General features: G+C 45.3%; 24 protein-coding genes. 4 read left to right on the forward strand and 20 right to left on the reverse strand.

From position 1 onward, the window contains the following. Positions 1 to 38: 38 nt before the first annotated feature. Both MKY98_RS15410 and MKY98_RS15415 read right to left on the reverse strand, forming a co-directional pair. Positions 39 to 1,235, reverse strand: a complete 1,197-nt coding sequence (locus tag MKY98_RS15410; RefSeq protein WP_069012716.1) for an endonuclease Q family protein — start codon at positions 1,233 to 1,235, stop codon at positions 39 to 41. A gap of 4 nt (positions 1,236 to 1,239) precedes the next feature. Continuing rightward, positions 1,240 to 1,851, reverse strand: coding sequence for an NUDIX domain-containing protein (locus MKY98_RS15415; protein WP_029517286.1), 612 nt, complete (start codon positions 1,849 to 1,851; stop codon positions 1,240 to 1,242). Between the two features lie 125 nt (positions 1,852 to 1,976). On the opposite strand from MKY98_RS15415, the gene mciZ reads away from it, so the two are divergent. After that, entirely contained in the window at positions 1,977 to 2,120 is a 144-nt protein-coding gene (gene mciZ / locus MKY98_RS15420; RefSeq protein WP_080658620.1) for a Z-ring formation inhibitor MciZ, read from the forward strand. A gap of 71 nt (positions 2,121 to 2,191) precedes the next feature. Here mciZ and MKY98_RS15425 read toward each other — a convergent pair whose 3' ends face one another. Beyond that, positions 2,192 to 3,325: a tripeptidase T gene (locus MKY98_RS15425; protein ID WP_069012717.1), complete on the reverse strand. Its 1,134-nt coding sequence runs from the start codon at positions 3,323 to 3,325 to the stop codon at positions 2,192 to 2,194. An 85-nt stretch (positions 3,326 to 3,410) separates the two neighbouring features. On the opposite strand from MKY98_RS15425, the gene prli42 reads away from it, so the two are divergent. Next, entirely contained in the window at positions 3,411 to 3,515 is a 105-nt protein-coding gene (gene prli42 / locus MKY98_RS15430) for a stressosome-associated protein Prli42 (protein WP_023989226.1), read from the forward strand. Between the two features lie 120 nt (positions 3,516 to 3,635). Here prli42 and lipB read toward each other — a convergent pair whose 3' ends face one another. From lipB to MKY98_RS15460, 6 genes are all read right to left on the reverse strand, one after another. Then, positions 3,636 to 4,334: a lipoyl(octanoyl) transferase LipB gene (lipB, locus tag MKY98_RS15435; protein WP_029517284.1), complete on the reverse strand. Its 699-nt coding sequence runs from the start codon at positions 4,332 to 4,334 to the stop codon at positions 3,636 to 3,638. A 45-nt stretch (positions 4,335 to 4,379) separates the two neighbouring features. After that, the gene (locus MKY98_RS15440) at positions 4,380 to 5,771 is read right to left on the reverse strand and encodes a dihydrolipoamide acetyltransferase family protein (protein ID WP_069012718.1); all 1,392 of its coding nucleotides are present in this window, start codon (positions 5,769 to 5,771) and stop codon (positions 4,380 to 4,382) included. 87 nt (positions 5,772 to 5,858) lie between these two features. Continuing rightward, on the reverse strand, positions 5,859 to 6,845 hold the full coding sequence (locus MKY98_RS15445; RefSeq protein WP_029517282.1) for an alpha-ketoacid dehydrogenase subunit beta: 987 nt from the start codon (positions 6,843 to 6,845) through the stop codon (positions 5,859 to 5,861). Positions 6,846 to 6,847: 2 nt separating this feature from the next. Then, complete coding sequence (locus MKY98_RS15450; RefSeq protein WP_029517281.1) at positions 6,848 to 7,876, reverse strand: thiamine pyrophosphate-dependent dehydrogenase E1 component subunit alpha; 1,029 nt, start codon at positions 7,874 to 7,876, stop codon at positions 6,848 to 6,850. A gap of 140 nt (positions 7,877 to 8,016) precedes the next feature. Next, positions 8,017 to 9,438, reverse strand: coding sequence for a dihydrolipoyl dehydrogenase (lpdA, locus tag MKY98_RS15455; RefSeq protein WP_069012719.1), 1,422 nt, complete (start codon positions 9,436 to 9,438; stop codon positions 8,017 to 8,019). A 126-nt stretch (positions 9,439 to 9,564) separates the two neighbouring features. Then, on the reverse strand, positions 9,565 to 9,798 hold the full coding sequence (locus tag MKY98_RS15460) for a hypothetical protein (RefSeq protein WP_013310799.1): 234 nt from the start codon (positions 9,796 to 9,798) through the stop codon (positions 9,565 to 9,567). A gap of 208 nt (positions 9,799 to 10,006) precedes the next feature. Here MKY98_RS15460 and MKY98_RS15465 point away from each other — a divergent pair, with 208 nt between their 5' ends. Continuing rightward, positions 10,007 to 10,603 (forward strand): thymidine kinase, encoded by a 597-nt coding sequence (locus tag MKY98_RS15465; RefSeq protein ID WP_029517279.1) that lies wholly within the window; start codon positions 10,007 to 10,009, stop codon positions 10,601 to 10,603. A 171-nt stretch (positions 10,604 to 10,774) separates the two neighbouring features. Continuing rightward, a complete protein-coding gene (locus MKY98_RS15470; protein WP_069012720.1) occupies positions 10,775 to 11,551 on the forward strand; it encodes a sporulation protein in 777 nt (258 codons plus the stop codon). A 106-nt stretch (positions 11,552 to 11,657) separates the two neighbouring features. On the opposite strand, the gene MKY98_RS15475 is transcribed toward MKY98_RS15470, so the two are convergent. From MKY98_RS15475 to MKY98_RS15525, 11 genes are all read right to left on the reverse strand, one after another. Next, a complete protein-coding gene (locus MKY98_RS15475; RefSeq protein ID WP_069012721.1) occupies positions 11,658 to 12,062 on the reverse strand; it encodes a hypothetical protein in 405 nt (134 codons plus the stop codon). Between the two features lie 367 nt (positions 12,063 to 12,429). After that, entirely contained in the window at positions 12,430 to 12,933 is a 504-nt protein-coding gene (locus tag MKY98_RS15480; RefSeq protein WP_029517276.1) for a hypothetical protein, read from the reverse strand. A gap of 164 nt (positions 12,934 to 13,097) precedes the next feature. Next, positions 13,098 to 14,798: a methyl-accepting chemotaxis protein gene (locus MKY98_RS15485; protein ID WP_069012722.1), complete on the reverse strand. Its 1,701-nt coding sequence runs from the start codon at positions 14,796 to 14,798 to the stop codon at positions 13,098 to 13,100. A gap of 377 nt (positions 14,799 to 15,175) precedes the next feature. Beyond that, positions 15,176 to 16,536, reverse strand: a protein-coding gene (locus tag MKY98_RS15490; protein ID WP_341011432.1) for an IS1182 family transposase whose coding sequence is annotated in 2 segments (ribosomal slippage) — positions 15,176 to 15,969 and positions 15,969 to 16,536 — 1,362 coding nt in all. Because the reading frame shifts where the segments join, the coding sequence is not laid out codon by codon here. Between the two features lie 141 nt (positions 16,537 to 16,677). Next, the gene (locus MKY98_RS15495) at positions 16,678 to 17,427 is read right to left on the reverse strand and encodes a class I SAM-dependent methyltransferase (protein WP_069012723.1); all 750 of its coding nucleotides are present in this window, start codon (positions 17,425 to 17,427) and stop codon (positions 16,678 to 16,680) included. A gap of 380 nt (positions 17,428 to 17,807) precedes the next feature. Further along, on the reverse strand, positions 17,808 to 18,611 hold the full coding sequence (spo0A, locus tag MKY98_RS15500; protein WP_029517271.1) for a sporulation transcription factor Spo0A: 804 nt from the start codon (positions 18,609 to 18,611) through the stop codon (positions 17,808 to 17,810). A 216-nt stretch (positions 18,612 to 18,827) separates the two neighbouring features. Continuing rightward, positions 18,828 to 19,988 carry a SpoIVB peptidase gene (gene spoIVB, locus MKY98_RS15505; RefSeq protein ID WP_069012724.1) on the reverse strand — a complete coding sequence of 387 codons (1,161 nt, stop codon included), beginning with the start codon at positions 19,986 to 19,988 and terminating at the stop codon, positions 18,828 to 18,830. Between the two features lie 123 nt (positions 19,989 to 20,111). Next, positions 20,112 to 21,830, reverse strand: coding sequence for a DNA repair protein RecN (gene recN / locus MKY98_RS15510; protein ID WP_069012725.1), 1,719 nt, complete (start codon positions 21,828 to 21,830; stop codon positions 20,112 to 20,114). 58 nt (positions 21,831 to 21,888) lie between these two features. Then, on the reverse strand, positions 21,889 to 22,338 hold the full coding sequence (ahrC, locus tag MKY98_RS15515) for a transcriptional regulator AhrC/ArgR (protein WP_013310809.1): 450 nt from the start codon (positions 22,336 to 22,338) through the stop codon (positions 21,889 to 21,891). Between the two features lie 16 nt (positions 22,339 to 22,354). Next, positions 22,355 to 22,831, reverse strand: a complete 477-nt coding sequence (locus MKY98_RS15520; RefSeq protein WP_029517268.1) for a hypothetical protein — start codon at positions 22,829 to 22,831, stop codon at positions 22,355 to 22,357. Positions 22,832 to 22,986: 155 nt separating this feature from the next. Next, on the reverse strand, positions 22,987 to 23,838 hold the full coding sequence (locus MKY98_RS15525) for a TlyA family RNA methyltransferase (RefSeq protein ID WP_029517267.1): 852 nt from the start codon (positions 23,836 to 23,838) through the stop codon (positions 22,987 to 22,989). Between the last annotated feature and the right edge of the window lie 21 nt (positions 23,839 to 23,859).

Consider the following 23,859-nt stretch of genomic DNA (forward strand, 5'->3'; position numbering starts at 1 on the left):
AGCAGACGCTGATATGCCTTTAGAGGGACAAGACTTTACTAGGACTTAGCTATTTTGCCGTATGTTCCACCACCACCGGATACAAGCGACAGTCGCCCCTCGCGTGAAAGCACAATTTGCTCTGCCAGCACTTTTCCGACGACTGCTGCTAACTCCTCCTGTGTAACCTCATGTAAAATATTCATTTCTGTTCCAAATGCAGCCAATAGCTGGTTCAGCTTGGCTTTGCCCAGACCTGGAATAAACTCCAGTGGAATCTGGTAAATGTACGGCGGACGATGAGATGGAATCTTGGGTTGCTCACGGTCGGCAATGCTCCATATTCGATCCAGCACACCACGCACCAGCTTGGTATGACCACAGTCAGGACAACGTTCATCCGCCATCTGTTGCTCGTCAATAATCGTACCGCAGCTTTGACAGTAAGAACGATGGTATTTGCCCAGTTTCGGATTTAATCCGTAATTGGCACGCACCCGTCGTCCTTCCCGCCGCTCCAAAGCCATTCTGAATTCATCAAAACACGGCTTTGCCAGTGATAATTTATTGTATTCTCGTCCGATTTTCCCAAGTGAATGGGCATCTGAATTCGTTAGAAAGCTGAAGCGATCCAGTTCCGAAATCAAACCGGCCATAGATGAATCTGCGCTCAGCCCCAGCTCCACCCCACTAATGAGCTCCATATCCAGCAGTTCCTCCATACGAGCCGCTGAACTGCCGTATATGCCCTTATGAGGAGTAAAGACGTGCGCAGGCACCATAATGCCTCCACGTCTGTAAATTTGCTGCTGCAACTCGCGTGGCGGTGCATAGATTCGTTGTGAGCTGAGATTAACATTTTTCATATGCCCGGCCAGCCATTGGGTAAAATCCTCCATCGCCGCCAGATCTGGAAAATAGGCCAGTACGTGCGCCTCAGGACGACCTTCAGCACGTATTTCCAGCTCCGTGCCAAGGAGGATAACCGTATCCCGGTATGCGATACCTCCGCCGCTGATTTCCTTCATTTCACCCGTATGTAAATAGGTACGAATATCCTCCTGTACATTAGGTGCATGGCAGTCAATGATACCGATTAGCCCAATTCCTTTGCGACCGGAGGCTTCCTTAGCTATGTTGGCAAAGGTCAGATCGCGGCTGCCACTAATTTTGACCGGATTTCCCTTCTCTGTCCTGCCAATATGAATATGCAAGTCTGCAAAGTAGTCGTTAAGTTCTGCTATATTTTCATCCATACGCTCAGAAGCTCCCTGTAAGTTGGCGGAGTTGCCATGCATAGACGGCCAAAATCGTTTTAGCATCACTTATCCGTCCTTCACGAATGAGCGTCTGTGCTTCTTCCAGCGTCACCTCAAACAGCTCCAGAAATTCATCCTCATCCGGTTCCATCTCACCTAACTCCAGTTCTTCGGCCACATACAGATGAATGATTTCATCCGCAAACCCAGGAGAGGTATAAAAGGAATGCAGCAGCTTCAACGACTTGGCAGTATAACCTGTCTCTTCTCTCAGCTCACGTCCCGCTGCTTCCATCGGGTCTTCACCCCGCTCCAGCTTACCTGCAGGAATTTCCACCTCACAGCGCCCCATCGCCTGTCTGTACTGGTCCACGACCAGCATTTTCCCTTCATGTAGAGCCAAAACAGCCACCGCACCTGGATGCTTTACGATCTCACGCTTTCCAGTGGAGCCGTCGGGAAGCTCTACCGTGTCCACCTGTAATGTAATAACCTTTCCCTCAAAGATAGGCTGTGTGGACACGGTCTTTTCGTCTAGCGCAGGATTCGAATAAGGCTTGCGAGGTGCATCGTTTGTTGAATTGTTCAATTGTCCATTCGTTTGCTCGTTCATCAGTAAGTTTCCTCCTTCATATCTATCTTTCTTTATTAATTATCACCAAAGTTAGTCTAACTTGTCCACTTTGTACATAAGCTGGTGGTAGAATAACAAACTTCCTGTCATGAGGAGATGCAGAAATGAAAAGCTACCGTACTGAAAGCACCCTCCATATCGTTGGTAAAGCTTGGCAGATTCAAGCACTCTTGCGCCAATGGCAAAAGGAACACGGACCTACAGCCACTATCGCTTCGCTAGTTGTTCCAAAAAAGGTTCAGGTCTAAAGACGAAGGAACACTGTTCCTGTCTTTAACCTGAACCTTTTTTCAATATATTGCAAGTGTATGATACAAGTTTATTTTGTGGTTTCTTGAATCAGAGCTACGACAACTTCAGCAACCTTCACCAGGTCATCGGCCTTGATCTTTTCCTCTGTTGTATGGATGTTCTGATAGCCCACAGCCAAATTCACCGTCGGAATTCCAAGCCCGTTGAACACATTTGCATCTGAGCCACCACCGGAATGAAAGGTCGGCGTTGCCAGTCCCAGTCCTTGAATTGCACGCTGTGCAACCTGTACAACTTCATCATGCTCCGTAAAGCTGAATGCCGGATAGATGACTTCACTGCGGAACTCTCCCTGTGCACCAAATTCGCGTGCGGTGGTTTCCAGCGCTTCACGCATGTGCTGGATTTGATGATTAACCTTTTCCTGCACAATACTACGTGCCTCTGCACGGATCAACACAAAATCGCATACCACATTCGTCGCGCCGCCGCCCTCAAAACTGCCGATGTTAGCGGTCGTTTCCTTATCAATCCGTCCTAGTTTCATTTTATAAATTGCTTTAGAAGCGACCTGAATGGCACTAATGCCATCTTCGGGATTTACCCCCGCATGTGCGGACTTCCCAGTAATCTTCATTTCAATACGTGCCTGCGTGGGGGCAGCTATACAAATAGAGCCGACCTCACCATTCGAATCCAAAGCATATCCGAAATCAGAATCTAGCACGTCTGGCTTCATCGCACGTGCCCCCATCAAACCAGATTCCTCGCCAGCCGTAATCACGAACTGGATTTGACCATGGGGAATATTCTGTTCACGCACGACACGAATCGCCTCGAACAAAGCAGCAATTCCCGCCTTGTCGTCAGACCCCAGAATCGTTGAACCGTCACTACGAATCCAGCCATCCTCACCCAACTGCGGCTTAATGCCTTTACCCGGAGTAACGGTATCCATGTGGCAGGTAAAAAATAATTTGGGTGCTTGCTCTACACCTTCCGCTTTCCAGGTGACGATCAGATTGCCTGAACCATGTCCAGTTCTTTCACGAGAATCGTCTTCCATTACTTCCAGCCCGAGAGCATTAAACTTTTCTTTTAGGACGCGTGATATTTCCTGCTCATTTCTCGTTTCGCTATCCACCTGTACGAGTTCCATAAATTCCTGTACGATTCGGTCTTTTACTACTTTTACTGTCATTAAACTTTCCTCTCTTTCCCGATTACGCTACAATACGGATAGATGTTCTTATCTATGACTTAAACCTATCCTAAAGGAGTTACACATGTCGAACAAAAAATGGGTTCGTTTTTTCGTCTACATTATGCTCGCAGCTATGATTGGTTCTACACTGTTCATGGTAATTGAGCCGTTTATTATGCCACTATAATAACTATACCGCTCAAGGTATCCGGCTGCTCTAAGGCATTATGAAGCCTTGAGTGGACGAGCTGTTACGTAAAGCAAACAGGCGGGCTCCCGTGTAAATACACAATAGCCCGCCTTACCTTTATTGGAAAGAATGCGTTTGCCATTGCGCAGCAAATGAAAATTGCTGTTCAAAGTACGGTACAATTTCCTTCGCAATCTGCTCCACCGACGTAGGCTTCTGTATGCAGTCCTCCAATGATGTCACACCGTATTCCTGAATTCCGCACGGGACAATGCCCTCAAAGCCCTCATGCTGTATCCCTGATTTGATGTTAAAGGCAAAGCCATGGCTGGTTACGAAGCCCCGGCGGTGCTTACACTTGTTGAATTTGACACCAATGGCCGCAATTTTAAGATTCCCGATCCATACCCCCGTATATTCAGGCTTACGACTTCCCTCAACCCCATAAGATGCCAACAACCGAATGATCACTTCCTCCAGACTTCGAAGGTATCCATGCAGATTCAGCGCCTCCCGGTTGCCGAGCATAAGTAGAGGATATCCGACAAGCTGCCCCGGCCCATGATATGTAATGTCTCCCCCACGGTCAATCTGAAAGACGCTGATTCCCTGCTCCTTCAGTTGCTCTGGTGTGAGGAGCAAATGCTCAGGATGCCGCTGAGAGCCAATCGTGTAGGTCGGTGGATGCTGGAGAAGCATAAGCGTTTCTCTTGCCTCTCCCGCATCCAGCTTTCCCACAATCTCCTTCTGGACATCCCATGCATGGGCATATTCCATCCTATTCGTATAGGTTACATCAAGCGGTCGTCTGTTCACGGCCTGTCACTTCCTCTCCGTACATTTCCTCAACTGTTCGGATGATTAGTACAGCTTCGTATCCAAAGTGTAGCCTTCAAGATTTTCTTTAACCCGTTGCAAGAATCGTCCACAGATCACTCCATCCAAAATACGATGATCCAGCGACAAGCACAAATTAGCCATTGAGCGAACTGCAATCATATCATCGATAACCACGGGTCTTTTGACAATGGATTCAAAGGTAAGAATTGCAGCCTGCGGATAGTTAATCACCGGATAAGATAAAATGGAACCAAAGGAGCCTGTGTTGTTTACAGTGAACGTTCCGCCTTGCATGTCGTCCAATTTGAGCGTGCCTTCCCGGGTTTTACGTGCCAAATCGTCAATTTCACGAGCTAATCCAGCAATATTTTTCTGATCCGCTTTTTTAATAACAGGGGTAAGAACGGAGTCCTCTGTACCCACGGCTAGCGAAATATTGATGTCTCTTTTGACGATAATTTTATCCACTGCCCAGACCGAATTCATAATCGGATATTCCTTGATTGCATTCACGACTGCTTTCATGAGGAAAGCCAGATACGTAATATTAATTCCTTCTTTTTGCTTAAATTCGTTTTTAATCTTGTTGCGGAGCATCACCAGATTGGTCACATCCACCTCAATCGTCGTCCATGCATGTGGAATTTCCGAAACGCTTTGTCGCATATTGCGAGCAATTGCACTGCGAATGGGTGTAACATCAATAAAATACTCGGATCTGTTATTGTTGCCACCCTCAACTTCGATCACAGGAGCTTTTGGAGCCTCCGTCAAATGAATCCCACTGTTACGAACCGGAATAGCAGGGTCCATATTTTGAATCGGTGTACTGTACTGAGGGGCAGACTGCTGTCTTCCTGCAAAAGGAGAGCCTTGTCCTGTTGCCGTTACAGTCGGCTGTCTAGATGCTCCAGTGGGAGCGGAACTGCCCTGCTGCACATAATTCAGCACGTCTTTGCGGGTAATTCGTCCCCCCATGCCCGTGCCTGGTACTTGGCTTAAGTCCACATTATGCTCAGCAGCCAGGGTTTGCACCGCTGGGGAAAACCGTCCTCTCATGGACTGATCCGATCCAGCACTCTGCCGAGATTGTGTTTGTACGGTGCTTTGAGATGCTGGTGCAACAGGTGTCGCCCCTGATGCCACTGCAGGTGCAGCCGACTTCGTCTGAATACGGCAAATTAACTCACCTACCGCTACTGTCTGACCTTCCTCTGCCAACAGATCACCCATAATGCCGTCCAATGTGGATGGAATCTCTGCATTCACTTTATCTGTAATAACCTCGCAAATCGGCTCGAATTGCTCTACCGTTTCCCCAGGTTGTTTGAGCCATTTGGCAATTGTCGCCGATACGAGCGATTCTGCCAATTGTGGCATGGTCACGTCGTTCCATTGTGTTTGGTCTGACATTTTTTCAACTCCTTAACATCATAGAAGGGCGCGTTTTACCGCTACCCCACTACACTTTTGGAATGCTTTCGTCCAATCTTCCCTATATTAATACATTGCAAGACGGCGCATGGCTTCCTTCACTTTATCCTTGTTTAACATATAAAACTTCTCCATCGGTGGGCTAATCGGCATGGCTGGCACATCAGGAGCACATAGGCGCTCAATCGGTGCATCCAGCTCGAACAGACATTCCTCATTAATAATAGCCGATACCTCGGCACCGATGCCGCCCGTTTTGTTGTCCTCATGCACGATTAATACCTTACCCGTATGTCGTGCAGCCTCAACAATGGCTTCGCGGTCCAGCGGTTGGAGTGTGCGCAAATCCACAACCTGTGCAGTAATGCCCTCTTCCTTCTCCAATTCCTCAGCAGCCTGCATGACAAAATGCAAAGGCTGGCTATAACCGATGACCGTAATATCGTCACCCTCACGTAATAGATTAGCCTTGCCAATCGGAACGATATAATCATCCTCAGGCACTTCACCCTTGATCAGCTTGTAGGATTTTTTATTTTCAAAAAATAGCACTGGATCAGGGTCACGAATGGCTGCTTTCAGCAATCCTTTTGCGTCATAAGGTGTAAATGGAGCAACAATTTTCAAACCCGGCGTACCAAAAAAGATAGATTCTGGACACTGAGAGTGATACAAACCGCCAAAGATCCCTCCACCGATTGGTGCGCGAATTACAACAGGACAGTTCCAATCGTTGTTAGAGCGGTAGCGGATTTTAGCTGCTTCACTAATAATCTGATTCGTCGCCGGAAGCATGAAGTCCGAATATTGCATTTCAGCAATCGGCTTCATTCCGTACATGGCTGCACCAATCGCTACCCCGGCAATAGCCGACTCAGCCAATGGCGTATCCATGACACGTTGCTCACCGAATTGGTCCATCAGTCCCTTTGTCGTTGTAAAGACACCGCCCTTCACCCCAACATCCTCACCTAATACAAAAACTGTTTCATCCTGCTCCATCTCTTCTTTCATCGCAAGACGAATCGCATCAATATATTCCATAATCGCCATCGTTACAGGCCCTCCCCATCGCTATCTGCATACACATGCAGCAGCGTATCTTCGGGCTTTGGAAAAGGCGCATTATCTGCATATTCAATCGCTTCCTTGATTTCGAGCAGCAGCTCAGCCGACAGATCCGCATCCTTGGCCTCATCCCAAATGCCGCATTCAATCAAGTAGCTTTTCATACGGGCTACGCCATCCTTGGCCCAATTCTCATCCACTTCCTCCTTGGTTCGGTAAGCCAGATCATTATCCGAGGTGGAGTGAGGAGACAGACGGTACATCATGGCTTCGATCAACGTAGGACCTTCACCACGGACAGCACGTTCCCGTGCTTCTTTCACCGCCGCATATACGGCCAACGCATCATTACCATCGACTCGAATCCCTGGGAATCCATATCCCAATGCACGGTCGCTTACCTTGCCTGCCAACTGTTTATGAATCGGAACCGATATCGCATATTGATTGTTCTCGCACATAATGATGACTGGCAGCTTCTGTACACCAGCAAAGTTACAGCCCTCGTGAAAATCTCCCTGATTGCTGGAGCCTTCCCCAAACGTAACAAATGATACAAAATCCTTTTTCTGCATTTTGGCAGCCAAAGCTACACCCACTGCATGCGGAACCTGTGTCGTTACTGGGCTGGAGCCTGTCACAATACGTAGCCGTTTACTACCAAAATGACCTGGCATCTGGCGACCACCGCTATTGGGATCATCTGCCTTAGCAAATGCCGACAGCATCAGTTCGCGCGGCGTCATTCCTACCGCAAGCACGAATCCATAATCCCGATAATAGGGAAGAAAATAGTCCTTTTCCCGGTCAAGGCCGAAAGCTGCACCTACTTGTGCCGCCTCCTGTCCAATGCCAGAAACGTGGAAATTAATTTTCCCTGCCCGTTGCAGGAGCATGTTGCGCTCGTCAAATCTTCTTGCGAGCAACATATATCTGTACATATCAATAACTTGTCCGTGAGTAAGTCCCAGCTGCTCATGTCTGAAGCCAGCGTCTACAGCGCCTTTAGAACTCATTGAGGCACCTCCTTAAGTGTCAAACATCCTACTTCCAGTACCTAGTACCATCTTGTCTTAAAACCTGGTACTAAACTCTGGCTAACCCCATTATAATCCTTTTCTGCCCAAAAAGAAAAGCACCGATTTATTTGAAAGGTCTATATGCCAATCGCCTGTCCATCAACGGCCAACATCGCTTCTCCCAAAATCTCCGACAACGTCGGATGCGGGTGAATAAGCTGTCCGACTTCCCACGGCGTAGCATCCAGCAGTTGCGCAAGAGCGGCCTCGCTGATCAGATCCGTCACATGCGTACCGATCATATGTACACCGAGAATATCATGGGTCTTCTCGTCGGCCACTACTTTGACGAAGCCGTCCCGACTGCCGTATACTAGCGATTTTCCGATAGCTTGAAAAGGAAATTTCCCTGTCTTCACCTGATGTCCACGCTCACGGGCTTCTTGCTCCGTTAAGCCGACACTCGCGGCTTCAGGCCGTGTATAAATACACCGCGGAATCAGATGGTTAGGTACACTGTGAAACTCTTCGCCCGCCAGATGATGAACCGCCTGCAAACCTTCATGGCTTGCCGCATGCGCCAGTTGTAAGCCGCCGATACAATCTCCAATGGCGTAAATATGTGGCTCATTCGTCTGCAAATGCTCATTAACCGAGATAAAGCCATGCTCTACGCGGATATCCGTATTTTCCAGCCCGATATTTTCCACATTGGCCTGACGCCCTACAGAAATGAGCAATTTGGAAGCGCTGAGGGTTTCGGTTTCTTCCCCTTTTTGCACGTCAATCTGTACGCCTTCCTCATCTTTGCCGTATGTTTTAGCCAGCACTTGTGAACCCGTCAGCACCTTGACACCACGCTTGGTTAACAAGCGCTGCATTTCACGCGAAACGTCTTCGTCTTCCGTGGGGATGAGGCGATTCGCGGCTTCAACCACCGTAACCTCTACGCCAAAATCATTTAGCATGGAAGCCCACTCCACGCCAATCACACCACCGCCCACGATAATCAGGGATGCGGGTAGCTCCTCCATCGTTAACGCTTCGTCACTGCTCAGAATAAATTCGCCATCTGGCTCTAGCCCGGACAGCACACGCGGGCGTGATCCCGTTGCAATAATGAGATGTGCAGGAACAATCGTCTCCATCTCGCCATCTTCTAATTCCACAGCAACTGCCCCGCTTTTTGGAGAAAATATAGACGGCCCAATCACGCGTCCCTTACCGCTCAGCACCGTAATTTTATTTTTACGCATCAAAAATTGAACGCCCTGATGCAACTGCTCCACAACGGCTTCCTTACGCTCCTGAACCTTGGGAAATACAAGCTGTGCTCCCGATGTCTCAATACCGTATTGTGCACTTTCCTTAATTGTCGCATATACTTCCGCACTGCGCAGCAAGGCCTTACTCGGAATGCAACCACGGTGCAGACAGGTTCCGCCAAGCTTGTCCTTTTCGATGATAACCACTTCTTTGCCAAGCTGGGCGGCACGAATAGCTGCTACATACCCCCCGGTTCCTCCACCCAAAATAGCGACATCACAATGTATAGTCATGTTTCTCCTCCATTAACAATTGATTATATATAGCTTATTGTACTCTCTTTATTTCACTGTACAAAATATAGCGTTTAGGCATAGGCTACAAAAAAGTTAACCATTTAATCCAGATCTCTTTCCATATCATTCATACAGCGCATCTCGTAATTTGGTAGACATCCTTGGACTTTGTGCTGATTTGGCTCGCAGCGCCTTGCGAAATGATTCATTTTGCTTGCGCAGAAAGTTCAGCTCTGTCTCCAGCTCAGTGATGAGTTCTAGAGCTTGCGGGCTGATCAGTCCTTGCTCCAGTAATGCTCCTTTTTTGGCACTATAATCCGTATTTTTTTCGTCCATGCCTTTCACTCTTCCCTTCATTCCACTACGCTTCACCATATCATGCCCGCGGCGGCAGAGCAATGACGACCACATTTACGTTTTAGGAATGGACATACAAAAACATGTCGAAAATCAATATATTTTCTCTAGTCTGTATACGGCTGGTTATGGTAATCTATAATGGCGTTTTCTTTCGGAGAAGAAGATTAACAGTGTTATGTACATGTTAGAGAGAGGGGAATTCGCTTTGCCTACAGGACGAATTACGATTATTACAGGCCCCATGTTCAGTGAAAAATCCGGCGAATTGATTCGCCGCTGTCAAAAACTAATCCAATACGGGCATCGTAAAGTGGTCGCTTACAAACCCGCTGAAGATAATCGTTATGCCGAGGACGAAATAGTAAGCCGGATCGGATATCGGCTGCCCGCTATCTCTATCCCCAGAAAACTCACAGATGAGCTCGTTCAGCGTATTTTGCAAGAAACACAAGATGCCGACGTGGTTGCCTTTGACGAAGTCCAGTTTTTCAGTCGTCATATTATGTCGCTCGTACAAGAGCTAGCTTATTGCGGCAAGCATGTCATTGCCGATGGGCTGAATCTGGATTACCGAGGCAAGGAATTCGGCTATGTCGGTGGTCTGCTCGCCATGGCGGATGACATCGAGAAGCTGACTTCCTTTTGCGCTGTATGTGGCAGCTCGGAAGCAGTATTTACGCAACGTATGGTAAATGGTAAACCTTCCACTGTGGGACCTATTGTGATGATCGGCGACTCTGAGGCTTATGAGCCTCGTTGTCGAAATTGCTTTATACCTCCTCATAAAGTGAACTGCGATTAGTAGACAGATGGATCGACAAACTGCAATATGCCTACGTGAGTATCAGTGACTTTTTTCTTGCATTTTTTTGGAACGATTCGAATCATTCCCCCGTATATCCGGTTAAGCTGTACAAGTTTTTAGTCTTCGTTTGTATATCATGACCATGAGATTATATGGGGGGAAGGAATAATGAGTTTCTTTAACAAAATCTTAGCAAGCGCAGGAATCGGTTCAGCTAAAATCGATACGCTGGTGGATCAAGCCGTATATGTGCCTGGGGAAGAACTTAGTGGCGTCATGCGCATCAAAGGCGGCAAAATTGATCAGGAAATCGGCAAAATTGACATCGAGCTCAAGACTGAATATATCGTGGAGCACGATGATAAAAAAACTACCACCACCTGCTGCATTGCACGAATTAAGGTATCTGACGGCTTTCATCTAGAGCAAGGACAAGAGCTTGAAATTCCTTTTTCCTTCAGATTGCCGTTGGAAACTCCTGTTACTCACGCCAAACAGCCCGTCTGGCTGGAAACAGCATTAGATATTGGCATGGCTTTGGACCCGACCGATCGTGATTCACTCAAAATTGAGCCACATCCCTATATGAATACAGTGTTTGAGGCGGTTCACCTGTTGGGTTTCCGATTCCGCTCCTCCTCATGCGAACGTCACCCCAAGCTTGGACGCAGTGTTCCATTCGTGCAGGAGTTTGAATTTACGCCCGGCTCGGAATATGCACGGGATATCGAGGAACTAGAGTTGGTTATGCAGTTGGAACCCGAGGGTGTGCATGTGCTTGTAGAAGTAGACCGCAGGGGCAGAGGGTTGTCTGGCTGGCTGGAGAGTGCCTTTGATATGGATGAGCGTCATGCCTGGTTGAGCTTAAGCCGGGAAGAGCTATCCTATGGACCAGATCACATAGCAGATGCGCTTGAGGAATTAATTGACAGGCAACTTAGATAACAATGTAGAACATAGGCAAAAAACTCCTAACCAATTACTACATGGGTTGGGAGTTTTTATTAGTTTAAGAATTCTCTTAATGATGGTCCTCAACAGTCTGTATAGACTAAAGTGGCAACATATCTTGTCTTTCCGCCTTATGCTTACACTCTTTGCAGACCCCATACAGCGATCCATTGTCATCCGCATAGAAGGTTAATTTCTCTTCTTTTTTACAAAAGGAACATTTTTGCTTGCCAGTGCCCTGGATTGAGTCAGACAGTCCAAATCCAGTTTGGGCCTGAATACCTGCTGCTTTTGTATTCACGCGTGAACCGGAAGACCCTTTAGACTTAGATTCATTTCCAGTTCGGGATTGTCGAGCAGACTTACGAGGACGAAATTCAACGACATTACTGCCCCGCTGTTCATTCACTTGTTTGTTGCTGCTGCGATTACGCCTTGCTTTAACAATCCAACCCAATGCCACCAACAACACGCCGAAGAACACCCAAGTCAGACTATTCCACATGCTCTCATCCCCGCCTTTGCTTTAGAATCAATTGGGTTAATACCACTAGCCCGTTCAATGCGATGACTTAGCCTATAGTTTTATTCATTAAAATATACCCGTGTGTACAGCCTCTGTGCTGTTCATCCAATGCCTACCCACATAAAAACCGTACCCTCTAATGCAACATTGACTCGCCTCTTAGCAAGAAATTGAGCATGTTAGGTAAATCATCTTCTCCTGAGGAGTACATTGACCGTTTTACAAATTGTACATCATCCTTTTAAAAAACGATAATATCTACTCTAGGGAAATCGTTCTCCTTATCAAAATGCTTATCTACTGCTCAATGGTGAGAACAAGAACAAAAATGCCTCAGATGGCTACATTACTCCCCTTGATAATAAAAATCAATGAATCTTTTCGTCAACGGATTAAACTTATCAAAGCGTTTGCGATGCGGTAAAAAACCTGACTTATGTACTTGTTCTGCTAGTGTTTCTACATGTTCAAATCGCTTGAAAAAAGGCAACGCGAAAGTGTAGATATCTTCAATAATCTCTTGGATCACGCGCTCTCTTTCTGCTTCTGTGGACACAAGGTAATCCCTGTTTCCCGTATATTTCTTAGTCAGAGCAATCAACTCACTCTGAAAACAAGCCCCCGTACTATACTTCTTTTTTATTTTTTTGGATTCCACGATAATATAAACTTTTAATGCACCATATTTAGTCGCACCAAAATAAATTTCAAATATAAATTCCTTGGTGTCTTTTTTCAAAACTTTTCTGCTTTTCAGATACTTAAAATCATTCAAAAATGGTGTGGCTATGATTTTATCTATCGCTAACTGACGTAGGTCACTTGCTTTAAGTTCAGTCTTATTGTCCATGATGTCACTCCAACCCAAAGAATTTCCCACCATTATATCATATCGTTCCAATTACAGGCTCTTCTTATCTCCACTCTTTAATTGCAATGTATTAATAAAAAACAGAAAAAAGCCGCTCACAATAGAGCAGCTATTCCTCTGAGACATAAAAAGCAGTATATGAATTATACTTTGAATTTACCAATTTGTCCTTGCAGATCTTCTGCCATTTTGGACAGGTTTCTTGCAGAGGAAGCAATTTCCTCCATCGATGCCAGTTGTTCTTGAGTCGCAGCAGACACGTGCTGTGTCCCGGCTGCAGCCTCTTCAGCAATTGCTGAAATTTGTCTGACAAAACCAACAATCTCATCAGTACTTGCAGACATTTGTTCTGATCCGGCAGAAACCTCTTCAATTTCACTGGCCACTTTATTTACGGTTTCCTGAATGAGTTCAAAGGATGCGCCTGCATTTTGTACAACTTCACGACCTGTCATGACATCCTTCCCGTTGGACGCTACCGCCTCAATAGCATGGGTAGTATCCTTTTGAATCAATCCCACAAGCTCCGTAATTTGTTGAGCAGAATGAGCCGATTGTTCAGCCAACTTGCGAACTTCGCCTGCAACTACAGCAAATCCGCGACCATGTTCTCCTGCACGTGCCGCTTCAATCGCAGCATTCAAGGCAAGAAGGTTGGTCTGACTAGAAATATTGGTGATAACATCAATGATCTTGCCAATTTCGTCTGAGCGCTCTCCCAATCCAGCCATGAGATCTGCCAATCCATTCATAGAATCATTCACGGCATTCATCTGCGTAACTGCCTGTTGAATCATCTGGTTACCTTCAGCCGATTTATGGGCCGCATCTTGCGCAGATGCAAATACATTTTGCGCACGGATGGCGATTTGCTCAACACCGATAGACATTTCCTCAATAGCTTGGGACGATTTCGTCACCATATGCACCTGGTCTCCTGTTCCAGTAGCTACTTCTTGCACCGTTTCGGTTATTTGTGCAGAAGCTTGGCTATTTTGCTCTGCGCTGGCCGTCAATTCTTCTGAGGAAGTGGTTACCAGCTCAGTCGTCTTACTCACAGATTGAATCAGTTCACGAAGGTTCTCAACCATGACATTGAAAGAATGTGCCAACGTACTGATTTCGTCCTTGCCCTTCACAATGATAGCTTCACTTGTAAGATCACCCGATGCGATACTTTCAGCAGCACGACTGATTCGCAAGATAGGTTTAGAAATAATTTGGGCTATGATGATTGCCATGATCAATGCTAATATAACGGCTACAACGCTCAAAACGATGACCAGTTGTCTACCTGAAATAAAGTTGTCAACAGCTTCTTTCGTAGTCTGTTTAGATCCATCTGCATTCAATTTAATGAGCTGACCGATCATATCGTTTGAACTATACCATAACTTATAGGACTCTTGATGAAGGATGCTTGATTGAGTGTAATCATTAGCTTTCCCCGCTTCAATCATTTCTGGCAACTTAGCCAAATACTCCGCATAATTTTTGGAGAATTCTTCATACATTTCACGTTCTTTAGGGGTAGCAATTAATTTTTCGTATGTTTTTCGACCGTCCTCAACCTTTTTTAAAACCTTATCATATTCTGCCTGAACCTTCTCCATTTCTTCTGGGTCACGTTCTACAATAATGTTTAATGAGATCCGCTCTACGTCAGATATATCACCATTTAGTGTTCCCAGGATAGTCACACTTGGCATCCAATGGCTATCGATTGCCATCGAAGTGTCACCTAATTTTTTCATTCTGGAGATAGATGTTGTACTAATGACAATCAATAATATTATTACCGCAAGAAAACCTAATATCAATTTTGTTCGAATGTTAAATTTCATATATTCGCTCCTCAGCTCTCTTTATAATTAGATACTATATCGACAAGAAACGACACATTGTTTATATCAAATTTAAAGAGAATTTCAGAACTGTTTACAAAAGGGAGATTTCTCTTCGTGATAGTTAGTGCAACTGATTCAGGTTTATATTATATACCTCTTGTAGAGCATTATGTTTTATAATTCCCAACAATTGTACCGTCATATATAGCAAGAGAGGTGCTGAAAATCTTTATTCACTTATTGCATCAAACTTCTAAGTTTAAAAAAAAGATACCCAAAACGGGTATCTTCAGATTGTCGAGAAACCCCGTCATTTTGAGACGTGGGTTTCTTTTTTACATCATAATGCTCTGGTCTCTGGAGAAGCAGGGGGGTTACCCCTGTTTCTCCAGGCGATCTAGGTGGATCGCCATCTTCTTCATGTTCTGCACGGCTGCCGTCATAAGGGCTTGTTCCCTGACGTTTGGAAGACCGCGCAAACGGCAATAGCGAAACCCATGGAGCTCTTTGGCATCCGCGAAGCTTCGCTCAATCGTCTCTTTTCGTTTGCGGTACAGCTTTTTACCAGATGGGCTCAGCCGGTTGCTCCGTACCCACTCTTTGCTGTCTTCCCAGACATGCCGAGTCACCACTTTGCGGTGGTTTCGAGACTGGGTACACTGACTTAGCAGTGGGCAATGCTGGCACTGAGCTGGGTCAGAGGCATACTGCCGGTATCCCTTACGGTCCGTCGTTCGGTAGGGCAGTTCCTGTTGGGCTGGGCATCTATACGCATTGCGTTTGGCATCGTATTCAAACTTCCATTTCGGAAACAGTCCTTGTCTGGGATGGAATCTTCGGTGAGCAATCACGGCAAAAATCTTTCGGTTCTGCAAACCTCGGCAAATCGGCGTTGTTAAATAACCTGAATCTAGTGCAACAGCTTCTACTTGAAAACCAAAACGTTCTCTTTGGCGATCCAAACGGGACAAATAGGGGACAGAATCATGTACATTCCCCGGTGTCACATGCACGTCCGTAATCAGATTGTACTTCATATCCACCGTGCGGTGGTCCAGATAGAAGAAGCCTTCGGGCTTGCCATCACGGATCATATAGCCGCTGTCCGGGTCTGTTTTGCTCACTTTAATTTCTTTTTCTTCGTTCACTTCCTCTCGGGATTTTAAGGCTTTTTTCCGTGGTTTCTCCGGTCATCCTTCACCGCTTCGTTCAGCTCGTCCATATAGTCTTTAGTATTCTGCAACACTTGTTCTTTGGTGTACTGGTGCCTGTTAGCATTGGCTTTGACGTGTGTGGAATCGGTGACGAGAACACGCCCACCCACCATTCGGTGAGAGATCGCCTGCAGCACAATTTCATCGAAGATATCTTGAAAGATCGTGGTGTCTTTAAAGCGAGTACGACGATTCCAGCTAATCGTCGTATGGTCCGGAACTTTATCCGTTAAGCCCAACCTCAGAAACCAACGATAAGCTAGGTTCGTCTGAATTTCTCGCTCGAGTTGCCGTTCTGAGCGAATGCCATAGAAATAACCGAGAAAGATCATTTTAAACAATACGGTAGGATCAATGGCAGGACGCCCGTTGTCTGCACAATACAGTGGTCGAACTTTATCATCGATAAACGAAAAATCGATATACTTATCTACTTTGCGGAGCAAGTGATCTTGAGGAACCAGATCTTCGATGGAAACAAATTCGTAGGATTGTTGTTTTTCGCGGTTGGAGCGTAGCATATCAACACCATCCGTTCTACAATAGTTACCTATATTATACAACATTAACGCGGTGTCGTCTTAAACAAAATTAACATAAAATAGGCTGTCGAGACTTTCTCGACAGCCTGAAGATACCCAAAACGGGTATCTCTTTATGTTTTACTTCCTAGCAATCACCATAAATCGTTCTGAATTTGTCCTTATTCCTATTTCGGTTTGGTTTTCCAAAATAAATTGTTGGAGTATTTGAAAATCAATTTCTTTTTCTCCGAAGTTAGGAATAATTGGAGTGTATTTCAAGAGAAATATTAAGTCTGCAGGAGTCTGATAATATTCGGTTGCATTGAATTCAAATGACTGTATGTCGTTAAAGCCCGCATCACTTAATTCCGTAATATATTTAGCTTTTAACGAGTCTTTCTTAGCACCCCATGCCTGTCCTCTTCCAAACGCTTCTTTAATATTTAATTTGTCGTTTTCGCTTACTTGCTGTGTCAGGAACATACCACCCTTTACTAACACCTTTTCTATTTCTTTTGCATAAAAACATGAGTGTCGAGAAGAGATTACATTAAAGAAGTTCTCAGGAAAATTTAGATTTTCAGCACCCATCTGGAGAAAACGAACATTTGCTATGTCTGATTCAGCAGAATTCTTGGTTGCTGTTTCAATCATTCCGGTGGAATGGTCAATCCCAACTAGAAGTAATGCAGAATCTGCTATTGATAAAATGGCTTCCCCGCCGCCAGTACCGATGTCAAGCAATATGTCCGACTTCTTGCATGTCTTCGCTACTTCATTGTAGAAGTCCCATTTTACGCCTTTGGAGATACATTTCACCTTACTGAAATCCCATCCGTTGATTTTTCCAATCTTATCATAAAACTCTTTATACTCTATTGAATTCATTTACTTTTCACCTTCCAAATAAGGATAAAAGCTACGGGCTAGCAGACCGATATTCAAAATTTTAGTTTGTTTAGTCAAAAGGATAGACTCCCCCCTTGACGGCTGGTACGCGTTTTTTTCCAACCCGGAAACTAAATACTTCGAACAGTACGGAAAGACATCCGATTCACCTCATTTGAAAGATTGTTTTAATTATAAAAAATACCGCTCCTTTACTGGTGTCTGGAAGAACCAATAAAAAGGCGGTATTAGTTGTCCACTATTCAGAAGTATATCGGTATCGGGACGGCTGTTGTGGAGATTCGTAGCCGTCCCTACAATTATCATTGATAAACGTCAAAACCCAAGAATTCCTTGCTTCATCAATCATTCTGGCCCTTTCAGGACACCTTGTTCTCAATTCTCAGCTTATCTGCCACCATCGCTATGAACTCTGAATTGGTTGGTTTGGACTTACTGATATTAATGGTGTAACCGAACAGGTGTGAAATGCTGTCGATATTTCCGCGGGTCCATGCTACCTCGATAGCATGACGAATGGCGCGTTCTACGCGAGATGCCGTCGTTTTGAACTTTTCGGCAATTGCCGGATATAATGTTTTGGTGATGGCTCCTAAAATTTCGATATTATTGTACACCATCGTAATGGCTTCACGTAAATATTGATAGCCCTTGATGTGAGCTGGTACACCAATTTCATGTATGATGGCCGTGATACTGGCATCCAGGTTTTTCGTCTTACCCATAGGTACAACGTTGGACCGCATGGATGAAATGGTCACCGGACTGCTGTTAACTAACTGAGGTCCCACCAATTGGCGAACACGGTTAGCCAGCACTTCCATGTCAAACGGCTTCAAAATATAATAAGATGCCCCGAGCTGTACGGCCCTCTGTGTAATATTTTCTTGACCGAATGCAGTCAGCATAATGATTTTCGGCTGTGGAGTCAGGTTCATTTCTCTCAAACGCTCCAATACACCCAGACCATCCAGATGAGGCATAATAATATCCAAAATAAGTACATCAGGTATGTTGCGGGATTCTGCGATGCGTTGGAGCACTTCTTCGCCGTTATAGGCGATTCCTGTAACTTCCATATCCTCCTGATCGGAAATATATTCAGCAAGCAAATTCGTAAATTCCCGGTTGTCATCAGCCAACAATACCTCAATTTTTTGCAATGTACTTCCTCCTCATTGAGTGATATTCCATTGTGATATCTGTTTACAGTATATAAATATTTCTTGTCGGAGTATATGATTTCGACATCGAATTATGAATTCCTTCTGTCGAAAATTATTTTTATTTATTTTTTTTATAGTTTCTATTATAATTGATTCTTTATCTTGCAATTATGAGCTATTCCCCTGCTTTTCGACAAAAAAATCTTAAGGCCACTAGCTCGCCTTAAGATTAGAAGATGATTTTAAGCTTACGTTATTCTGCATGATTCCTGCATCGCGCAGCATCCATTCGATAAAACAACCGTAACCTGATTTAGGATCATTCACAAATACATGTGTTACAGCCCCGATAAGCTTACCATTTTGGATGATCGGACTACCGCTCATTCCTTGCACGATTCCCCCGGTCTTATCCAACAGCTTTGGATCTACAATACGAATCACAAGTCCTTTGGTTGCCGGTTTGTCCTGCTGAGAAATGTGTACAATTTCCGCCTGAAACCGCTGAATTTGTTGACCTTCCAGTACAGTCAAAATTTCTGCAGGTCCTTCCTTTACTTCATTCGCAAGAGCCACCGGAATAGGAGTCGAATACAATCCATATTGCGGCTCATCTGACATTTTCCCAAAGATTCCGAAATTCGTATTTCGTTCAATATTTCCTAATACCCGATGATCTTTGAGAAAATGAGCGCGTTTTTCTCCTGGTTCCCCACTTTGGCTTTTCGCAATTGATGTCACATTGGACTGCACAATCTCTCCGCTTCCCACGACAATAGGGGTTTGGGTATTCATATCGGTAATTACGTGGCCCAAGGCCCCGTATACACCTTGGTCTGGTGCGTAAAACGTTAATGTACCTACACCTGCAGCCGAGTCCCTAATATACAACCCAAGCCGCCATGCTTTATCATCCTGATCATATGCTGGTGTTAACTTGGTGGAAATGGTCTGCTCACCTCGACAAAGCGTAATGTCGAGCGCCTTTTTATTCTTACCTGCTTCGTCTACTACTTCAGCAACCCTTGCCAGGCTATTGAGTGGTTTGCCGTTCATGTGTGTAATCCGATCCCCTAGGCGAATCCCCGCTGTTTCACCAGGTGATACCTTACGATCATTACTTTCCTGAATGATATGGTGACCGACGACAAGCACTCCTGAAGATTTTACTTTAACCCCAATCGTCTGCCCTCCCGGGTATACTTTTAAATCGGGAATTACACTTTCTTGGGTTGTCCTCACGCTTTTAGAACCGAACAAATCCAAAGAAGCTTGTGGAGGCAGCGCTGCTTGCACATGCTGAGCGTTACCGATAGAACACATAAGAAAAACAAGCAAAAGACCGAGCAATTTGATCCTGGAGTAAAAATTCAATGGCTGTCACGCTCCCTTTGCTTCTTTCGCTTGACGAGTAAAGGTGGTCGCCAATTGCGTACCTATAAGGTAACCTTGCCCCCAGGCTTTTATAACTGTTAAACATTACGCCGGCCGCTCTTTTCAGGCTTTCTTTCCTTCCGCCAAATTCAGCATTTCCTGTGCGTGATGCAATGTTTTTTCGGTAATTTCCACACCGCCCAGCATCCGTGCCAATTCTTTGACACGCCCGTCCTCCGTAAGTCCCTCAATTTGAGTCATGGTCCGTCCGTCATGAACATTTTTCTCAATAAGGTACTGATGATCTGCCATACATGCCACCTGTGGCAAATGAGTAATGGAGAACACCTGACAAACGGAAGATAAACGATATAGCTTCTCGGCAATGGATTGAGCTGCACGACCACTCACCCCGGTATCCACCTCGTCAAAAATGAGTACTGGAATTTGATCATGACGCGCAAAAATACTTTTCATCGCCAACATGATACGTGATAGCTCACCGCCTGAAGCGATCTTACCAAGTGGACGTAATGGCTCACCTGGATTAGGGGAAATAAGAAATTCAGCATTATCAATGCCCTGCTTGGTAGGTCTTACCTTCAGACCTTTGTACTCATATCCGCGTGGATCTTCAATTGGATCAATGCGCACCTTGAGTGACGTTCTTTCCATCTGTAGGTCTTTTAACTCCTGCTCCACTTGCTCTGCAAGCTCTTCAGCGCAAATTTCACGTGCTTCTGTAAGCTCTTCCGAAATCTCAAGCAAATCGGACAGCAACTCGTCCCGTTTTGCAATGAGCTGCTCCAGCCGCTCATCTTTATTTTCCAGCAGATCGGTTTCCTGCTCAATACGGCTATAGTATTCCAAAATCTGCTCTATACTATCACCATATTTTCGCTGTAATCCGGTAATTTGATTCAAACGTTGTTCCACTTCATGCAGCTTGCCTGGATTAAATTCAATATCCTCACGATAAGAACGTAATTGGAATGCTGCGTCCTCCAACTGGTAAAAAGCAGACTGAATCTGCTCTGCAATGGGCTGAAGGCTTTTGCTGTCATAGTTTTGGACATCGTTCAATCTGGTCAACACGTTATTGATCGTATCCAGTCCACCTCTGCCGCTTAAGAGTTCGTATGCTCCTGATATCCCATCCATCATTTTCTCACTATGGGATAGCTTGACCCGTTCTTCTGCCAATAATTCATCTTCTCCCAATTTCAACTCCGCCGCAGCGATCTCTTCTAGTTGAAATCGGTACATATCCAAAAGCTGATAAGCCTTTTGACTGGAGCTTTGCAGTTCTCTTACTTCTTTTTCCGCTTTGACAAAAGCATTGTAACGCTCCCGATAAAGCGTTTTGACCGGACCGATCACCGAATCACCGAACGTATCCAGCAGCGCCAGATGGCGATCTGCACGTAGCAGGCTTTGATGCTCATGCTGCCCGTGTATATTGACGAGTTGCTCACCTACCTCACGCAGCATCGTTAAATTAACCATCTGGCCGTTAATTCGAGAAGAGCTTTTTCCCTGAACCGTAAGTTCACGACGAATTAGCAAATGCTCCTCCGCATTAGCCTTAATCCCTTGTTCCTCAAGTGTATTCCAAACGGGGTGTTTTACTGGCAGTTCAAACAAGGCTTCCATCTCTGCTTTATCACAACCGTAACGCACTAAATCAGCAGAGCCCCTACCGCCTGCAATTAGCCCAAGCGCATCGATAATAATGGATTTACCAGCACCTGTTTCCCCGCTCAACACATGAAACCCTTTATAAAAATGAACATCGACGGCCTCTACGACCGCCAAATTCCGTATAGACAAAGTGACCAGCATCGTTCTTTCACCTCTATGATGTACAAATTAAAACGCCTAATATGCGTAGCCATTATAATTAGGAAATGTAGCCCATAAGACGATTCACGATAGCTTCGCTGTTTTCTTCCGATCGGCAAATAATCAAAATGGTGTCATCTCCGCTAATCGTACCCATAATTTCGGACCATTCAATATTGTCCAATAAAGCAGCAATCGAGTTGGCTGTTCCCGGCAGACACTTCATCACAATCAGATTGGTTGTGTAGTCAATATGCAAAAAGTTATCAACCAACGTACGTTTCAGTTTCTGGGCTGGATTGTAGCGCTGATCTGAAGGCATCGAATATTTATATCTGCCATCGTCCATTGGGACCTTGATGAGCAGTAGCTCCTTGATATCACGCGATACGGTCGCCTGCGTGACCTGAAAACCAGCCTTACGCAATGCTTCAACCAGATCATCCTGCGTCTCAATCTCATGTTGTGAAATAATTTCCCTAATTTTAATATGTCGTTGACCCTTCATATAATCCTCCTATGGATTAACCTTCATATTCCTCTTCTTCGAGGTCTTCCACTAATGTAATAAGGCGAATACTTCGCTCGTCCGTATCAACGTACAATACACCCGCGCAACCCGGATAGAGCAATAAATACGGCATGAGCCTGTCCCTTAAATCAGGACCACTCCACTCCATTGGTTTCTTGCGGCGTGACGTTTTGACCATATATGTCGAACCGTTTCGTACAGCCACGTAGTCTATAAACAAACGGCTATACACGGTATGTCCGTTCACTTTAAAAGCAAGCGGTATTTTCATCTTCCCGCCCACTACTTCATATCCTGCTTCTTCGAGTAGGTGTGTGGCAGGTCCTTCGTCCAAGTCCTCGTTAATCGGTATCGTCTTTAGCACAAGCGGCTCTGGCTCCTTCAACCAGGCACGTAGGCTATACAAAGCCCATATTCCTAATATCACCCCGATCACAGCGATGATAACCGTATCATATCTTGTGTCCATGGACCGATCACCTCATGGACATATTCTAGGACAAGATGTAAAATCCCTTTTCCTTTGTACATCTCATTATAGGCGAACGTGAGTTCTATAATCAATCCCTCACACCAAAAAGAGGTTCCCTTAAGTTCACAGAACTCATGGAGAACCCCTGAATGTTACTTACGCGATGGACCATTATTAAAAGTCTGACCTGCTTCCTGAACGGTACGTTCAATCAGTGGTCTGAAATCCATCTTCTCCAGCTGCGATTCTGCAGCAGGAAACCCATCCAAACGCCAATGCGCTAAAAATTCAATATTGCCTTCTCCACCTGTAATAGGTGAATAAGCCAAACCTTGCAGCGTAAGTCCAAGCTCATGTGCAAACATCAGAATGGTCTGCAACACTTCTTTATGCGTAGCAGGATCACGGACCACACCGGATTTTCCGACCTTTTCGCGTCCAGCTTCGAATTGCGGCTTGATTAGAGCTACAATATCAGCAGGTTGATGCAACAAGGCAAGCAACGGGGGCAAAATAATACGTAATGAAATAAAGGAAACGTCAATACTAGCAAAATTCGGCACGGAACCATTCAAATCCGCGGGTGTCATATATCTGAAATTCGTTTTCTCCATTACGCATACTCGTTCATCATTACGAAGCGACCAATCCAGCTGGTTATAACCCACATCAATGGCGTATACGTATTCAGCTCCATGCTGAAGCGCACAATCCGTAAAACCTCCAGTGGACGAGCCAATATCCAGCATTGTCCTGCCCTTCATATCCAGCTCAAATTGACGGATGGCCTTCTCCAGCTTCAATCCTCCACGGCTTACATACGGATGCACCGAACCCTTAACTTTAAGCTCGCTGGCGCGTGGTACCTTCATCCCCGCCTTCTCGATCCGTTCGCTGTCCGCCAGCACTAGCCCAGCCATAATCGCAGCTTTAGCTTTTTCACGGCTTTCAAAAAAGCCTTGTTCTACAAGTAATACATCAATGCGTTCCTTCGGAACAGACATGTTAATCTCCCTTTAGGCAGC

This window comes from Paenibacillus sp. FSL M8-0228 (assembly GCF_038007385.1).
GTDB lineage: Bacteria > Bacillota > Bacilli > Paenibacillales > Paenibacillaceae > Paenibacillus > Paenibacillus polymyxa_D.

Bases quoted from the DNA above. Each gene is read 5' to 3' on its own strand.
- MKY98_RS15450 (WP_029517281.1), bottom strand. From the start codon at position 7,876: ATGAGTTCTAAAGGCGCTGTAGACGCTGGCTTCAGACATGAGCAGCTG.
- MKY98_RS15485 (WP_069012722.1), bottom strand. From the start codon at position 14,798: ATGAAATTTAACATTCGAACAAAATTGATATTAGGTTTTCTTGCGGTA.
- MKY98_RS15470 (WP_069012720.1), top strand. From the start codon at position 10,775: ATGAGTTTCTTTAACAAAATCTTAGCAAGCGCAGGAATCGGTTCAGCT.
- lpdA (WP_069012719.1), bottom strand. From the start codon at position 9,438: ATGACTATACATTGTGATGTCGCTATTTTGGGTGGAGGAACCGGGGGG.
- MKY98_RS15475 (WP_069012721.1), bottom strand. From the start codon at position 12,062: ATGTGGAATAGTCTGACTTGGGTGTTCTTCGGCGTGTTGTTGGTGGCA.
- MKY98_RS15520 (WP_029517268.1), bottom strand. From the start codon at position 22,831: ATGGACACAAGATATGATACGGTTATCATCGCTGTGATCGGGGTGATA.
- MKY98_RS15415 (WP_029517286.1), bottom strand. From the start codon at position 1,851: ATGAACGAGCAAACGAATGGACAATTGAACAATTCAACAAACGATGCA.
- MKY98_RS15460 (WP_013310799.1), bottom strand. From the start codon at position 9,798: ATGAAGGGAAGAGTGAAAGGCATGGACGAAAAAAATACGGATTATAGT.
- ahrC (WP_013310809.1), bottom strand. From the start codon at position 22,338: ATGAAGGGTCAACGACATATTAAAATTAGGGAAATTATTTCACAACAT.
- MKY98_RS15445 (WP_029517282.1), bottom strand. From the start codon at position 6,845: ATGGCGATTATGGAATATATTGATGCGATTCGTCTTGCGATGAAAGAA.
- prli42 (WP_023989226.1), top strand. From the start codon at position 3,411: ATGTCGAACAAAAAATGGGTTCGTTTTTTCGTCTACATTATGCTCGCA.
- mciZ (WP_080658620.1), top strand. From the start codon at position 1,977: ATGAAAAGCTACCGTACTGAAAGCACCCTCCATATCGTTGGTAAAGCT.
- MKY98_RS15425 (WP_069012717.1), bottom strand. From the start codon at position 3,325: ATGACAGTAAAAGTAGTAAAAGACCGAATCGTACAGGAATTTATGGAA.
- MKY98_RS15410 (WP_069012716.1), bottom strand. From the start codon at position 1,235: ATGGATGAAAATATAGCAGAACTTAACGACTACTTTGCAGACTTGCAT.
- MKY98_RS15480 (WP_029517276.1), bottom strand. From the start codon at position 12,933: ATGGACAATAAGACTGAACTTAAAGCAAGTGACCTACGTCAGTTAGCG.
- MKY98_RS15495 (WP_069012723.1), bottom strand. From the start codon at position 17,427: ATGAATTCAATAGAGTATAAAGAGTTTTATGATAAGATTGGAAAAATC.
- MKY98_RS15525 (WP_029517267.1), bottom strand. From the start codon at position 23,838: ATGTCTGTTCCGAAGGAACGCATTGATGTATTACTTGTAGAACAAGGC.
- MKY98_RS15440 (WP_069012718.1), bottom strand. From the start codon at position 5,771: ATGTCAGACCAAACACAATGGAACGACGTGACCATGCCACAATTGGCA.
- recN (WP_069012725.1), bottom strand. From the start codon at position 21,830: ATGCTGGTCACTTTGTCTATACGGAATTTGGCGGTCGTAGAGGCCGTC.